The sequence below is a fragment of the Flavobacterium humidisoli genome, from assembly GCF_023272795.1.
GTDB lineage: Bacteria > Bacteroidota > Bacteroidia > Flavobacteriales > Flavobacteriaceae > Flavobacterium > Flavobacterium humidisoli.
In genome coordinates this window covers 2,092,248-2,106,767 of the sequence record NZ_CP096829.1, presented here as the reverse complement: position 1 = coordinate 2,106,767, position 14,520 = coordinate 2,092,248, and the positions used below count along the sequence as shown (strand labels likewise).

The following is a 14,520-nucleotide window of genomic DNA, read 5'->3' as shown; positions in this document are numbered from 1 at the left end:
AATGGAAACAGTTCAAGCAATAAAACAGCGATTTGAGATTATTGGTAATGATCCGAAATTAAATCGTGCCATTGAAAAAGCCATTCAGGTTGCTCCTACTGATATTTCGGTTATGGTAACTGGAGAAAGTGGTGTTGGTAAAGAAAATATTCCTAGAATTATACATTCGCTTTCGCACAGAAAGCATGGTAAATATATTGCCGTAAACTGTGGTGCAATTCCGGAAGGAACAATCGACAGCGAACTTTTTGGTCACGAAAAAGGAGCTTTTACAGGCGCAACAAGTACGCGTGAAGGCTATTTTGAAGTGGCTGATGGCGGAACAATATTCCTTGATGAAGTTGGAGAATTACCCTTAACAACTCAAGTAAGATTGCTACGTGTTTTGGAAAACGGTGAATTTATAAAGGTAGGATCTTCTCAGGTTCAAAAAACAAATGTGAGAATTGTTGCTGCAACCAACGTAAATTTATTTAATGCTATTGAAAAAGGTAAATTCCGTGAAGACTTGTATTATCGTTTAAGCACAGTCGAAATTACTTTACCTCCATTAAGAGAAAGAAACGACGATATTCATTTGCTGTTCAGAAAGTTTGTAGCCGATTTTGCCCATAAATATAAAATGCCTCCTTTAAGACTGGATGATGATGCTGTTCAGCTTTTACAAAAATTTAGATGGAGCGGAAATATTCGTCAGCTTCGAAATGTGGCAGAACAAATTTCGGTTTTAGAAACTAATCGCGATATTACCTTAGCCACATTACAATCTTATTTGCCTGCCGAAGGAAGCAACTTACCTTCAGTTATTAGCGACAGCAAAAAAGAAAGTGATTTCAGTACCGAAAGAGACATTTTGTACAAAGTGCTTTTTGATATGAGAAGTGATTTGAACGACTTGAAAAAACTGACTCTCGAATTGATGAAAAATGGAACTTCTAAAGTTCAAGACATTAACCCCAATTTAATTCAGAAAATTTACGGAAATCAGCAAAATGACAGCGAAATTGATTTTGAAGAAGAACCAAGAACTGCTGTTGTGACGACTCCTGTTGTTCGTGAAGATAATTATCAGATGCAAGACGATAATTATTTATTTGCTGAAACTATCGAGGAAGAAGAAATTCTACGTTTGGAGCAAAAAGAAATCGAAATGATCAAAAAATCATTAGAAAAAAACAAAGGAAAACGTAAAGCTGCTGCTGATGAATTAGGTATTTCTGAAAGAACTTTATACCGTAAAATCAAGCAATTCGACCTATAATAAATCTCAATTTTTAAATCCCAAATCCCAAATTACTATATTTGGCGAAATTTGGAATTTTGAATTTCAAAATATTGGAATTTGACTAATACAACATTATGAAAAAAATATATTCTCTTTTCGCACTATTAAGCCTTTTTATGTTGAGCGGATGTTCTGTTTACAACTTTACAGGAACCGGGAAAATCGATGCCAAAACATTTCAGGTTAACTTCTTTCAGAATAATGCAGATTTGATTGAACCAGGAATCGATAGAACTTTTACTTTGGCTTTGCAGGATCTGATTATGAATCAGACCAACTTAAACTTAGTTAGCAATAGTGGCGATTTGGTTTACGAAGGTGAAATTACAGATTACCGAATTACACCAATGACTGCAACTGCAGATCAGCAGGCTGCACAAAACCGTTTATCTATTCGTGTCAATGTGAGATTTACAAATAAAAAGAAAGAAACAGACGATTTTGAAAAATCTTTTGAATTCTATTATGATTTCCCTGGACGAGACCTTCCTACGGGATCTGTTTTAAATGAAGCCATCAGAGTTATTTTTGAAAGAATCACTCAAGATATCTTTAATGCATCATTGGCAAAATGGTAGTTTTGGCTGTTTGTTTAATCATTAAATCGTAAAACCGTTTAATCGATAAAACAACCAAAAACAAATAAACAATTAACCGATTAAACAAAAAACAAATAATGAACGTTAGCGATTATACCTACTTAATGAACAAACCCGATGCTATTACAGAAAAGCAGGCGGACGCATTAGGAAGTGTTTTGAATGAATTTCCGTATTTTCAAAGTGCACGCGCATTGCGATTAAAAGGACTTTACAATCAAAATAGTTTTAAGTATAATTATGCTTTGAAAGTTACAGCAGCACACACGTCTGATCGTTCTGTTTTATTTGATTTTATTACATCTGAAGCTTTTACTTCTATTCAAAATGATTTTTACGAACAGAAATTGAGAGATCTTCTCGAAATTACTGTTTTTGACAGTGAAATAATTTCACCTGAACAGATTCAAAAAGCAATTGAAGTAAAAACCGACATTGAAGAACTGCCTGTTTCAGATACAATTAAAGAAACTCAAACTTCGGTTGTTGAAATACCTTCATCTGTACAGTCTGTAAAAGTTGAAGAATCTGCAAAAACCGAAGAAACAGTACAAATTGAGGAAGTTAAAACTCAAGAGCCAGTAATTGTTGAAGAGCCTAAAAAATTCCCAGAAATAGATCCTTCTATTTTTCTTGCGATAAAAGAAGCTCAAACGATAACTTTTGAAAAACCAACAATTAAGGAAGAAGAACCAAAACCACTTCCAGAAATAGATTTCTCTATTTTCGCAGCAATAAAAGAAGCGCAAACGGTAACTTTTGAAAAGCCCGTAATAGAAGAGGAAAAACCAAAACCACTTCCAGAAATAGATTTATCTACTTTTACTGCAATAAAAGAAGATCAGAAAATCGATTCTGTTGAACTTAATAATGTAGATAACGTAAAAGAAGTTGAAACAGCTCCGTTTTCAGAATCTAGTCAAACTGAAGAACCTACAATTGATCGCATAGAGAATTCAATTTTAAGTTCTATAAAGGTTTCAGAAACACCTTCTATTCCAGAACCTGTAAAAGTTGAAGAACCTAAAAATGAGCGTGTCGAAAACTCTATTTTAAGTTCGATTAAAGAAGCAGAAGCCAAAACTGGTGCACAAACTGTAAAAACTGAAGAAGTAAAAGCAGATCCTATTATAGAAGAACCTGCTTTAAATGTTGTTGAAGAAGATGAAGATGACAGCGTAATTGAAGAAATGATTATTCCAGAATTTAAAATGAGTTCTGTTGAACGATCTATTCTTTCTTCAATTAAAGAAGCTGAAACAAAAGCACCTGAGGAACTAAAAGTAGAAATTGCAAAAGTTCTTCAATCTGAAGATAAGGAAGAAGAGCAAATCATAGAAGAAAATGAAGAGCCACTTGAAGAAATAATCGAAGAAGAAGAGCCTAATAAACCTGCAAAAACAGCTGCAGAACATTTGGAAATTGGAAAACCTTTGGATTTTTCTCTTAGCGAAAAACATTCCTTTCAAGAATGGCTTCAATTGTCTCGAACAGAACCAATTGACCGCTCAAATGAAATTTCTCCAGAAGAACAAGCTAAAATTGAAGCTGCTAAAGAAGAAGAGAGACAAAAGAAGGCTGAAATTATCGATAAATTTATCGAAACCAACCCGAAAATCTCTCCAATTAAACCTGGAACAAGTGTTCCAGCAGTTCAAATTGAGCCTGTTATAGAAGACAATTCGTATTTAATGACCGAGACTCTGGCCAGAGTATATCTGGAACAAAAGAAATATACAAAAGCAATTCAAGCTTATGAAATATTAATTTTGAAATATCCAGAAAAAATTACTTTCTTTGCAGACCGCATATCGGATATAAAGATTTTACAACAAAATAACAATAACAATAATTAAGTAATGAGCACATTTTCAATTTTTTTAGTTTTAATTACAATAGTTTGTTTTCTATTGATCATCGTTATCATGGTACAAAACCCTAAAGGAGGCGGATTGTCTTCTACTATCAGCGGAACGCAAATGTTAGGTGGAGTACAAAAAACAACTGACTTTTTAGATAAAAGTACTTGGACTTTAGCTACTGTTTTAATTGTGTTAATTTTACTTTCTAGCTTAAGCTTCTCTGGATCTTTAAGCGATACAGATTCTAAAATCATTGATAAAACTGAAGCTCCAGTAAATACACCTGCAGCTCCAGCACAAGGAACTACTCCTGCTCCTGCAACACCAGCACCAGCAAAATAAAAGTAGCTCGATATACAATCTAATGCCAGCCTGTCAAAGCTGGCATTTTTTTTAAGAAATAATGTCAGTTTTTCTAGCATGGCACAGTTTCTGAAAGTTTATAGAACAGAAAAAAATCGTATAACTTATAATAATATAAAATCATGGCTTTAAACATTAAACCGCTTTCAGACCGCGTACTTATTGAGCCTGTTGCAGCTGAAACTAAAACTGCCTCAGGTATTTTTATTCCAGATACTGCCAAAGAGAAACCTCAAAAAGGAACTGTAGTTGCAGTTGGAAACGGAACTAAAGATCACACAATGACTGTAAAAGTTGGAGATACGGTTCTTTATGGTAAATATGCAGGAACCGAGTTAAAACTGGAAGGCACTGATTATCTAATCATGCGCGAGGATGATATTTTAGCGATTATCTAAAAACATTGTATTAAGTACGGAGTATTAAGAATTAAGAACTTCATTTAACTTGAAACAAATCAAACTTTAAACAAAAATTAAAATGGCAAAAGATATAAAATTTGATATTGAAGCACGTGACGGATTAAAACGTGGTGTTGATGCATTAGCAAATGCTGTAAAAGTAACGCTTGGACCAAAAGGTCGTAACGTAATTATCGGAAAATCATTTGGTGGACCAACTGTTACTAAAGATGGTGTTTCTGTTGCAAAAGAAATCGAATTAAAAGACGCACTAGAAAATATGGGTGCGCAAATGGTAAAAGAAGTAGCTTCTAAAACTAATGATTTAGCTGGAGACGGAACTACAACGGCTACAGTATTGGCTCAGGCTATCGTAAAAGAAGGTCTTAAAAACGTTGCTGCAGGTGCAAATCCTATGGACTTGAAACGTGGTATCGACAAAGCTGTTGAAACTATCGTAGCTGACTTAGCAAAACAAGCTAAAGTTGTTGGAAGTGATTCTGATAAAATCAAACAAATTGCTTCTATCTCTGCTAATAATGATGAAGTTATTGGTGAATTAATCGCTACAGCTTTTGCAAAAGTTGGAAAAGAAGGTGTTATTACTGTTGAAGAAGCTAAAGGAACTGATACTTTCGTTGACGTTGTTGAAGGAATGCAGTTTGACAGAGGATACCTTTCTCCTTACTTCGTTACAAATCCAGAGAAAATGGAAGTTGAATTAGATTCTCCTTACATTTTATTATACGACAAAAAAGTATCTTCTTTAAAAGAATTACTACCAGTTTTAGAGCCAGTTGCTCAATCAGGAAAACCATTATTGATTATTGCTGAAGATGTTGACGGAGAAGCTCTTTCTACATTAGTAGTAAATAAACTAAGAGGTGCACTTAAAATTGCTGCTGTAAAAGCTCCTGGTTTTGGAGACAGAAGAAAAGCAATGTTAGAAGATATCGCAATCTTAACTGGCGGAACTGTAATTTCTGAAGAAAGAGGTTATACGCTAGAAAATACAACTATCGAAATGTTAGGAAACGCAAAAAGAGTTTCTATCGATAAAGATAATACAACTATCGTAAGCGGTGCTGGTGAAGCTGATATCATCAAAAACAGAGTAAACCAAATTAAAGGTCAGATGGAAACTACTACATCTGATTACGATAAAGAAAAATTACAAGAACGTTTAGCTAAACTAGCTGGAGGTGTGGCAGTTCTTTATGTTGGTGCAGCTTCTGAAGTTGAAATGAAAGAGAAAAAAGATAGAGTTGATGACGCTTTACACGCAACTCGCGCTGCTGTTGAAGAAGGAATCGTTGCTGGTGGTGGTGTAGCTTTATTGAGAGCTAAACTTGCTTTAGCTGACTTAAAAGCAGACAACGCTGACGAAGCTACTGGAATCCAAATCGTTTCTCGCGCTGTTGAAGCTCCATTAAGAACTATCGTTGAAAACGCTGGTCTTGAAGGTTCTGTTGTTGTGGCAAAAGTTTCTGAAGGTTCAGGTGATTTTGGATACAATGCAAAAACTGACGAGTATGTAGACATGCTTACTGCTGGAATTATCGATCCTAAGAAAGTAACTCGTGTTGCATTAGAAAATGCTGCATCTGTTTCTGGAATGATCTTGACTACAGAGTGTGCATTAATTGATATTAAAGAAGAAAATGCTGGAGGCGGAATGCCAATGGGAGGCGGAATGCCAGGAATGATGTAATTCATTTTCCTCTTAAAATTTAAAACGCCGGATATTTATCTGGCGTTTTTTTTTTAGCCACGAATTCACGAATTATTTATTCTAATCTTTACGATAATTCTAGTCACAGATTAAAAGGATTTTAATCCATGTAAAATTCTGTACACAAAGATTTGAATAAATAATTCGTGAATTCGTGGCTAACTTTTTTATTTAACATTCTCTTTTTCTTTAAAAAATGGTTTAGCGTTAACTTTGCGGTTTTAAAATCATATAATGAGAAAATTTACTACTCACCTATTACTTTTAACATTCATAATTCTTTCTAGTTTTTCAAACGCTCAAAGTAACAAAGACAATTATGTTGTTTTAATTTCGATGGATGGCTTCCGATGGGATTATGGCAAAATGTATAATCTTCCGAATCTTAAGCAAATTGAAAAAGAAGGCGTTCATGCCAAATCAATGAAACCTTCTTACCCGAGTAAAACTTTTCCAAACCATTATTCGATTGTAACGGGACTTTACCCAGATCATCACGGAATCATCAATAATGTTTTTTATGATGCTTCTTTGAATCAATCTTTTTCATTATCTAGCAATGCTAAAAACGATTCGAGATTTTATGGCGGAAATCCAATTTGGAATTTAGCTGAACAGCAAGGTGTAAAAACCGCTTCTTTCTTTTGGCCAGGCTCTGATATTGACAAAAGAAATCCGAGTTATTTCAAAAATTACGATGGTAAAGTTCCATACGGCGCTAGAATAGATACCGTCATGAAATGGCTCCAACTTCCAGAAAAACAACGTCCACATTTGGTTACTTTATATTTTGACGAACCGGATCATACGGGTCATAATTTTGGTCCGCTTTCGCCAAAAACTGAAAAAACAGTGATCAAAATGGATTCGATTATGGGCGAAATATCTAGAAGATTAGATCAATTGCCGATTGGAAAACAAATTAATTTAATTATCGTTTCAGACCACGGAATGGCCAATATCAGTAACGATAAAAAAGTAGCTGTTTTAGACTATTTAAAACCAGAATGGCTAGGTTATAAGGATGTTGTCAATCCAATTATGAGTTTGCAGGTAAAACCGGGTTATCAAGATTCTATTGCTACAGCTTTGAAAAAAGTGCCACATATCAAATTTTGGAAATCGACTGAAGTCCCAAAAAGACTGCATTACGGAACGAATCCGCGTGTGCATGATTTTGTAATTGAAGCTGATAAAGGTTGGAGTTTAGTCAGCAAAGAAAGTACGCACATCAATGGCGGAACACATGGTTATGATAATAATGAAAAAGACATGCACGCCATTTTTTATGCAAAAGGTCCTGCTTTTAAAGTTGATAAAACAGTAAAAACATTTCAGAATGTTTCAGTTTATCCATTAATTGCTCATATTTTAGGTCTTCAAATTGGCGAAATTGATGGGAAATTAAGCGATGTAAAATCGATGCTTCGCTAATGAGAGAATGGGCAATTTGATAATTAGAAAATTCTTGAATTAAATATTTTTTTCTCCAGCTAAAGCCGAAAAAAAAATAATTAAACTTCATAAGAAAAAGGCTTTAGTCAAACTTTATCATTTGGCTAAAGCCTTTTTTCTATTCTCAATACTTCCCTCCAACTAAAGCTGAAGGCAATTCACAAAATATATTGACTTAGGATGTCAAATTATTTCCTAATTGACAAATTATCAAATTAACACATTAAAAACCAGTCGAAACCGAAACCGATTTCCATCCTTCTAATTCTTTCTGAACACTTGCTATTTTTAAATTTGCCATATTAAAAGCATCTTCACCTAAAAATAAATGCAAAGGCGGGTTTTGGTCCTGACTTACTTTAATTAAAGCTTCAGCTAATTTAACTGGATCTCCTGGCTGATTTTCATTGATATCCTCTTTATGAGCACTTTCAGATTGTCTCACTTCTTTATACTCCGCAATTGGATTTTCTGGCACTAAAAGCGAGCTGTCTTTTAAGAAATCGGTTCTAAAATAACCTGGATAGACAATTGTAGCGTGAACCCCAAAAGGCTTAATTTCTGCCGCTAAAGATTCGGTTAGACCAGCAACCGCAAACTTAGTTGAGCAGTAAATTCCCCATCCTGGAAATTCTCCATAATATCCTCCAACAGAAGAAATATTAAAAATATAACCCGATTGATTGACACGAAGAATAGGCATTGCATTTCTAATTACATTTAATAATCCGAAAACATTTACTTCGTAGTTTTTTCTAGCTTCTGCATCTGTTAATTCTTCTAAAGCTCCTAACAATCCGTAACCAGCATTGTTGACTAAAACATCGATTGTTTTAAAATGATTTACAGTTTTTTCAATAGCATCTTTAACGCTTTTTTCATCTACTAAATCCATTTCAAGAGGAAGAAAATTCTCTGATGTTTTTCCTAATGCAGCAATTAAAGAAGCTTCATTTCTTGACGTTGCAGCCACTTTAAACCCCTCTGCTAATAATTTTTTAGCTAACTCTAATCCAAGTCCTTTTGAAGCACCTGTGATAAACCAAACTTTGTTATTTCCCATGACTTTAAATTTTTACGTCTATAATTACAGGGCAAAGGTATTGGCAAAGTGCTTCTTAAAAATTAAAGCAATCAAGTAAGAAGTTACAAAAATCAATCAATTTCTGCTAATCGATAGTTTTTAGGAGAAACCTGGACGTTTTTCTTGAAGAAATTGATAAAGTGGGACAACTCTTCAAAACCTAAACACCAAGCAATTTCATTAATATTCCAATTGGTTTGTTTTAAAAGAATCATGGCTTCCTGAACAATTCTTTCCGAAATGATCTGAGAAGTAGTTTTTCCTGTTGTTTCTTTTAACGCTTTATTTAAATGATTCACATGTACATTTAGCTGATTGGCATATTCTGACGGCGAACGAAAATTAATCTGCTGTGAAATGGATTCGACAGGAAATTGTCTTTCTAATAATTCTAAAAACAAAGAAGAAACTCGAATTGTAGCATTCGATTTACTATATAATGAAGCAGTTATGGTTTGTGTTTTTAATGCTAAATGAATAATTTCAAAAACCAGATTTCGAAGCACGTCATATTTAAAAGCATAATCAGAATTGATTTCTTCGAACATTTTTAAATAAACAGTTTTTAGAGATTTTGCTAATGCTGCAGAAACAGGAACAACGGGATTCCCGCCTGGCTGAAATAATGGATATTCTTTTAAATTTCCAAACTGACTAAAAAATGCATCTGTAAAAATACAGAAAAAGCCAGTTTGATTTTCATCAATATGCTCCCAACTATATGGAATTTGTGGATTTGCAAAGAATAATGCCTGATCTTCAATTGTTACAATTTTATCTGCATAATGCACTTTGTTCTTACCAATGATTAGACTTATCTTATAAAAGTCTTTCCTAGTATAAGGCAATGGATTACAAGTACTTCCAACATATTCGTCTAGCTTAAAAACATTAAAATGTCCGATTTCTTTTTTAAGATTCTCGGGCATTCCTTTTATTTTTACTGTATAAAAGTCTTCTAAAGTTTCTGTCAGTTTCATTTGGCAAAGTTACGAAAATCAAATTATTCCAATTAGATATTTTGAGAATGTGTTGATTAGAAAATTTGATGATGAACTGATTGTTACCCTGAGCAAAACATACAAAAAAAACCCGACAAGTTCTAAAACCTATCGGATTTGTCGTTTATTTACATTGTGTAGATGCGCGTTTCCAACATATCATTATCTAATTATCAAATTGACACATTATCTAATTAACTAACCACTTTATACGTAGGATCTTCAATAACATTGACATTAATAACCGCATCGGCATTTTTGAGTAATTGCCTGCAGTCTGGGCTTAAATGCTGCAACTCTACTGTTTTATTTAACTGATTGTATTTTTTAGTCAGATTATTTAAAGCTTCTATTGCCGACATATCAGAAACACGGCTTTCTTTAAAATCAATTATAATATGATCAGGATCGTTCTGGATATCAAATTTTTCCAAAAAAGCAGCAGTTGAGCCAAAGAATAATGGGCCGTAAATTTCGTAATGTTTTACTCCGTTTTCGTCAATAAAATGTCTTGCACGGATTCTCTTTGCACTTTCCCATGCAAAAACCAAAGCTGAGATAATTACGCCAATTAAAACCGCCAAAGCCAGATTGTGCAGTACAATTGTAATAAGAGCGACTAGAATTCCAACAAAAATATCATGTTTTGGCATTTTATTGATAATCTTAAAACTTGCCCATTCAAAAGTTGTTATGGCAACCATCATCATAACGCCGACTAAGGCCGCCATGGGTAGTTTTCCAATTACGGGCGCTCCAAAAAGTATGATAATTAAAATCGTTAAGGCTGCAATAATCCCCGAAAGCCTAGCTCTAGAACCAGCTCCAAGATTTACTAATGTTTGTGCAATCATTGGGCAGCCACCCATTCCGTAGAAAAAGCCGTTTAAGATGTTTGAACTTCCTTGCGCAATACATTCTCTATTGCTGTTCCCTCTAGTTCCTGTAATTTCGTCAACTAAATTCAGCGTAAGCAAACCTTCTGTTAAACCAACTGCGGCGACAATTACAGAATACGGAAATATCACTTTAAAAGTCTCAAAAGAAAATGGAATATTTGGAATATGAAATGGTGGAAATCCGCCTTGAACTGAAGCAATATCTTCTACTGTTTTGGTTTCGATGTTAAAAACAATGACCAAAGCAAAAACTACCATAATGGCTACTAAAGATGATGGAACCGCTTTTGTAATCCTCGGAAAAATCAAAACAATCGCAATAGTCAAAGCTACCAAACCTAACATAATGTAAAGCGGAGTTCCTTGAAGCCAACAAACCTGGCCGTTCACCATGGTTTTAAACTGTTCTAGCTGCGACATAAAAATCACAACTGCCAAACCGTTTACGAAACCAAACATAACAGGTTGCGGAACTAGTCGAATAAATTTTCCAAGTTTAAAAAGTCCGATACAGATCTGAACCACGCCACCCAATGCGACTGCGCCAAAAACATATTCTATTCCATGCGATTTCATTAAGGCAATCAAAACAATTACCGTTGCCCCTGCACCGCCTGAAATCATTCCGGGTCTTCCTCCAAAAATAGCCGTAACCAATCCCGCAATAAAAGCAGCATACAACCCAACTAATGGCGGAAATCCAGCTAAAATAGCAAACGACAACGATTCTGGAATCATAGTCATTGCCACGGTTAAACCCGCTAAAATTTCGTTTTTGTAATTGACTTTCTGGCTAAAATCGAAGAGTTGGAATGCTTTTTTCATGGGCACAAAATTAGAAAAATAATATGCAAAAAAGCACAAACCTTTTCGTAATGAAAAAGCAGTATTGACAGAAGAATTTAAACAGCTATATTAAGTTAGCTGTTCTAAAAGGAAAATTAAAATCGAAAGTATAAAACCGATCATTTCTGTATTTAATTTTAAATTAAAATATTATGCAAAATACTTACAAAAAAAGGAAATACAGCTGCGTATTTTTACCCGATTTAGTTTTGATGGTTTTAAAACATTATTCTAATCTTACGCAGGTATAGCCTAAACCTGCAACATGCCTCACAACACTATCGTACTGTAAATCAAAACCTTCAATTCTTAATATCTTATCACAATCTTCCAAATCAAAATTAATTTTGCATTCTGGAAACTGCTTTTGCATCATGTTGACAACATAGTCTCGATCAGATTCTTTCTGAACATTTGTTTTAAAAATCTCCACGACCATATCGGTATCTTTTAATTCTTTAAACTGGTACATTTTTATTTTTTATTAAAAAGAGATTAGAAATTCGAATTCAAAAATAAAGGAGAAGTCGCTATTTTAACAGCAATTTTATACCAATGGCGTATGATTTATACGAATGGCGTTGGTATAAATTTTTCTCGATAAAGACCTACAAACTATACGATTGTATTATTTTTGCCACTATGACAATTGCAAAAATCTACCAGAACTTTTTTCTACGAAACCTAATTGTAAACACACTTGTTTATTTAGTCATTTTCGCCTGTATTTACGACGAAGTCAGACTCGACAGACATAGCTGGTCTTATATTCTCGGTAAAATTGCCATGGGCTATTTTCCTTGTATCGTCTGGATTACGATTTTTAATATTTGTATCATTAAGCCTTTTTTATTTCATAAAAGGTTCAAAATCTTTTTTACGCTTCTAGCAATCTATTGGACTTGCTTTTATTTCTTCATGAACTGGTTCCTTCCGCTTGTGGAGTTAGGAAATCTAAAAACCCTTCAAATTGTATCACTGGTCATAAACGGCTGCTTTTTTTATTTCCTGCATATTGTTATTAGCAAAAAAATGAGTCAGGCTGATAAAGACATTATGAATTTTAAGTCTGAGCTTTCTTTTTTAAAACAGCAGCTGAATCCGCATTTTTTACTGAATGCAATGAATAATCTTTATGGAGAAGCCCTTGCAGAACCAGACAAAGTTCCTGATCGAATCCTAAATCTTTCAGACATGCTGCGCTACCAAATTGAAGCTTCTAAAAAAGATTTTGTTTCTATGGAAGAAGAAATCGCCTTTATTAAAAAATATATCGAATATTATACCTTTAGAAACGAAAGGCTCGCTGTAACACAAAACATTGAAGGTCTGCATGGTCAAATTGAGATTCCGCCTTTGTTTTTTCTGCCTTTGGTTGAAAATGCTGTCAAGTTTTCTGCCGAAACAATAGAGCCGTTTATCAATCTAGATTTGAAAGTACAATGCCGAGGCGTTATTTTTACATTAAAAAACAATTATCTCGATTCGGGTTCGCGACTTTCGAGCACAGGAATCGGAATTGAAAATCTAAAAAGACGTTTGGAAGTTTATGGCTTAAAACACAATTTGAGCTGTAAAAAAGATAAAAATATATTTACCGTAAAATTGACCATATGGCACTTACCTACCGCTGTCTGATAATTGATGACGAATCGCCGGCACACAAGGCCCTGATTTCGCACATTTCAAAATTTGACGAACTGGAACATTCTGGAAGCGCTTTTAACGGTATGGAAGCCATAAAACTGCTCAACGAAAACCAATACGATATTATTTTTCTCGACATTAATATGCCTGTAATTTCGGGTGTAGAATTAATGGAGCTGCAACCCAATCGCCCGCTCACGATTGTCACAACCGCTTATTCTGATTTTGCACTTTCGGCCTACCAAAACGATGCTATCGATTATTTAATGAAACCCATTTCGTTTGATAAATTCTCAAAGGCAATAGAAAAAGCCAAAACGTATCATTCTGGAAATAACCTTAAAAAAGAAAACAGCACCGACGAAAAAGTGCTTTCTTACCGCTCCAACGGACAAATAATTGAAACGCCTCTTTCTGATATTTTATACATCGAAAGTCTAGGCAATTACATGAAACTCTACAACTGCAAATTAAAATCTCCTATTGTTATTTACGGTTCGCTTGCGAGTATAAGCGCCGAAATTGATTGTGCGCATTTTGTACAAGTTCACAGATCTTATATTGTAAATACCACTAAAATTTCTGCTGTTACGACCAAAAATCTTACGATGTCTAATGGCGATATTATTCCTGTGGGAAGAAAGTATCAGATTCTGCTAAACAATTTGCCAATGAGATAATTGGTCAATTTGGATAATAAATAATTTTTGAAAAGCTCCCAGTTATTTCTTATTTCTAAACAACGCAGCAATCGCCCCAGTTGACCATAAAGCCAGAAAAATTAAAACGGGTTGAAAAAACAATCGTATTAAACGCGCCTGATCTGTGTCGAGTCCAAAGGCAGAAGTTCCGTTTAGGTATTGCGCTATATTTCCTGAGAAAACTAAAACGTAAAATATAGCCAGCGTTATTCCAACTTTCACTTTGTATTGGGTTAAAAATACCATTGCCAAACCTAAAGAAATTTCGACAATTCCAGAAAGTATAACTACTAAATCTTTGTCCAGAGGAACCCAATTGGGAACCTGTGCCTGAAAATCTGTTCTCTGAAAAGTAAAATGTCCGATAGCAGCTGTTATCATAAACAATCCCAAAAATATTCGAATAAAATTTTGAAGCTTTGAAGTTTTTATATGTTCCATATGTAATTATTATTTTCTTTAATGAACTTTCTATCAAATTTACAAGAAATAAAGTGAGATTTTTTCTATATTTTTAATGTCGTTTTTGTTTAATAACCATATCATCTTATTTTAATTGAAAACAAAAAATGATTTCTTTCGTTTTTGTCATCGCCTAATATTGTTACCGAAACTATTTTTTTTCTACTTCTAATCGTCTCTCAA

The 14,520-nt window shown here is 34.1% G+C and carries 14 protein-coding genes; 9 read left to right on the top strand and 5 right to left on the bottom strand.

The window, feature by feature from the left end; translation table 11 throughout:
- The first annotated feature begins 1 nt into the window (after position 1).
- From M0M44_RS09475 to M0M44_RS09445, 7 genes are all read left to right on the top strand, one after another.
- Positions 2–1,261: a sigma-54 interaction domain-containing protein gene (locus M0M44_RS09475; protein WP_248729529.1), complete on the top strand. Its 1,260-nt coding sequence runs from the start codon at positions 2–4 to the stop codon at positions 1,259–1,261.
- A 98-nt stretch (positions 1,262–1,359) separates the two neighbouring features.
- The gene (locus tag M0M44_RS09470; protein WP_248729528.1) at positions 1,360–1,863 is read left to right on the top strand and encodes an LptE family protein; all 504 of its coding nucleotides are present in this window, start codon (positions 1,360–1,362) and stop codon (positions 1,861–1,863) included.
- A gap of 98 nt (positions 1,864–1,961) precedes the next feature.
- A complete protein-coding gene (locus tag M0M44_RS09465) occupies positions 1,962–3,740 on the top strand; it encodes a hypothetical protein (protein ID WP_248729527.1) in 1,779 nt (592 codons plus the stop codon).
- 3 nt (positions 3,741–3,743) lie between these two features.
- Positions 3,744–4,088, top strand: coding sequence for a preprotein translocase subunit SecG (gene secG / locus M0M44_RS09460; protein ID WP_248729526.1), 345 nt, complete (start codon positions 3,744–3,746; stop codon positions 4,086–4,088).
- Positions 4,089–4,231: 143 nt separating this feature from the next.
- A complete protein-coding gene (locus M0M44_RS09455) occupies positions 4,232–4,507 on the top strand; it encodes a co-chaperone GroES (RefSeq protein WP_008467105.1) in 276 nt (91 codons plus the stop codon).
- Between the two features lie 82 nt (positions 4,508–4,589).
- Positions 4,590–6,221 carry a chaperonin GroEL gene (gene groL, locus M0M44_RS09450; RefSeq protein ID WP_095928620.1) on the top strand — a complete coding sequence of 544 codons (1,632 nt, stop codon included), beginning with the start codon at positions 4,590–4,592 and terminating at the stop codon, positions 6,219–6,221.
- 255 nt (positions 6,222–6,476) lie between these two features.
- Positions 6,477–7,676 (top strand): alkaline phosphatase family protein, encoded by a 1,200-nt coding sequence (locus M0M44_RS09445; RefSeq protein WP_248729525.1) that lies wholly within the window; start codon positions 6,477–6,479, stop codon positions 7,674–7,676.
- Between the two features lie 244 nt (positions 7,677–7,920).
- Here the strand turns inward: M0M44_RS09445 and M0M44_RS09440 are convergent, their stop codons facing one another.
- The 4 genes from M0M44_RS09440 to M0M44_RS09425 all read right to left on the bottom strand — a co-directional run bounded on the left by M0M44_RS09440 (position 7,921) and on the right by M0M44_RS09425 (position 11,999).
- Positions 7,921–8,760 carry an SDR family NAD(P)-dependent oxidoreductase gene (locus M0M44_RS09440; protein WP_248729524.1) on the bottom strand — a complete coding sequence of 280 codons (840 nt, stop codon included), beginning with the start codon at positions 8,758–8,760 and terminating at the stop codon, positions 7,921–7,923.
- Positions 8,761–8,852: 92 nt separating this feature from the next.
- Positions 8,853–9,761 (bottom strand): helix-turn-helix domain-containing protein, encoded by a 909-nt coding sequence (locus tag M0M44_RS09435; RefSeq protein ID WP_248729523.1) that lies wholly within the window; start codon positions 9,759–9,761, stop codon positions 8,853–8,855.
- A gap of 215 nt (positions 9,762–9,976) precedes the next feature.
- Positions 9,977–11,506: a SulP family inorganic anion transporter gene (locus M0M44_RS09430; protein ID WP_248729522.1), complete on the bottom strand. Its 1,530-nt coding sequence runs from the start codon at positions 11,504–11,506 to the stop codon at positions 9,977–9,979.
- Between the two features lie 247 nt (positions 11,507–11,753).
- Positions 11,754–11,999, bottom strand: coding sequence for a hypothetical protein (locus tag M0M44_RS09425; protein ID WP_248729521.1), 246 nt, complete (start codon positions 11,997–11,999; stop codon positions 11,754–11,756).
- Positions 12,000–12,559: 560 nt separating this feature from the next.
- Here M0M44_RS09425 and M0M44_RS09420 point away from each other — a divergent pair.
- The gene (locus tag M0M44_RS09420; RefSeq protein ID WP_248729520.1) at positions 12,560–13,165 is read left to right on the top strand and encodes a sensor histidine kinase; all 606 of its coding nucleotides are present in this window, start codon (positions 12,560–12,562) and stop codon (positions 13,163–13,165) included.
- Entirely contained in the window at positions 13,141–13,854 is a 714-nt protein-coding gene (locus M0M44_RS09415) for a LytR/AlgR family response regulator transcription factor (RefSeq protein ID WP_248729519.1), read from the top strand. Before M0M44_RS09420 ends, M0M44_RS09415 begins: the two co-directional genes overlap by 25 nt.
- A gap of 42 nt (positions 13,855–13,896) precedes the next feature.
- Here the strand turns inward: M0M44_RS09415 and M0M44_RS09410 are convergent, their stop codons facing one another.
- Complete coding sequence (locus M0M44_RS09410) at positions 13,897–14,316, bottom strand: DoxX family protein (RefSeq protein ID WP_248729518.1); 420 nt, start codon at positions 14,314–14,316, stop codon at positions 13,897–13,899.
- Positions 14,317–14,520 lie beyond the last annotated feature (204 nt).

Coding starts and splice junctions, on each gene's coding strand:
- M0M44_RS09415 (WP_248729519.1), top strand. CDS start 13,141: ATGGCACTTACCTACCGCTGTCTGATAATTGATGACGAATCGCCGGCA.
- M0M44_RS09430 (WP_248729522.1), bottom strand. CDS start 11,506: ATGAAAAAAGCATTCCAACTCTTCGATTTTAGCCAGAAAGTCAATTAC.
- M0M44_RS09455 (WP_008467105.1), top strand. CDS start 4,232: ATGGCTTTAAACATTAAACCGCTTTCAGACCGCGTACTTATTGAGCCT.
- M0M44_RS09425 (WP_248729521.1), bottom strand. CDS start 11,999: ATGTACCAGTTTAAAGAATTAAAAGATACCGATATGGTCGTGGAGATT.
- groL (WP_095928620.1), top strand. CDS start 4,590: ATGGCAAAAGATATAAAATTTGATATTGAAGCACGTGACGGATTAAAA.
- M0M44_RS09440 (WP_248729524.1), bottom strand. CDS start 8,760: ATGGGAAATAACAAAGTTTGGTTTATCACAGGTGCTTCAAAAGGACTT.
- M0M44_RS09475 (WP_248729529.1), top strand. CDS start 2: ATGGAAACAGTTCAAGCAATAAAACAGCGATTTGAGATTATTGGTAAT.
- secG (WP_248729526.1), top strand. CDS start 3,744: ATGAGCACATTTTCAATTTTTTTAGTTTTAATTACAATAGTTTGTTTT.
- M0M44_RS09470 (WP_248729528.1), top strand. CDS start 1,360: ATGAAAAAAATATATTCTCTTTTCGCACTATTAAGCCTTTTTATGTTG.
- M0M44_RS09465 (WP_248729527.1), top strand. CDS start 1,962: ATGAACGTTAGCGATTATACCTACTTAATGAACAAACCCGATGCTATT.
- M0M44_RS09435 (WP_248729523.1), bottom strand. CDS start 9,761: ATGAAACTGACAGAAACTTTAGAAGACTTTTATACAGTAAAAATAAAA.
- M0M44_RS09410 (WP_248729518.1), bottom strand. CDS start 14,316: ATGGAACATATAAAAACTTCAAAGCTTCAAAATTTTATTCGAATATTT.
- M0M44_RS09420 (WP_248729520.1), top strand. CDS start 12,560: ATGAGTCAGGCTGATAAAGACATTATGAATTTTAAGTCTGAGCTTTCT.
- M0M44_RS09445 (WP_248729525.1), top strand. CDS start 6,477: ATGAGAAAATTTACTACTCACCTATTACTTTTAACATTCATAATTCTT.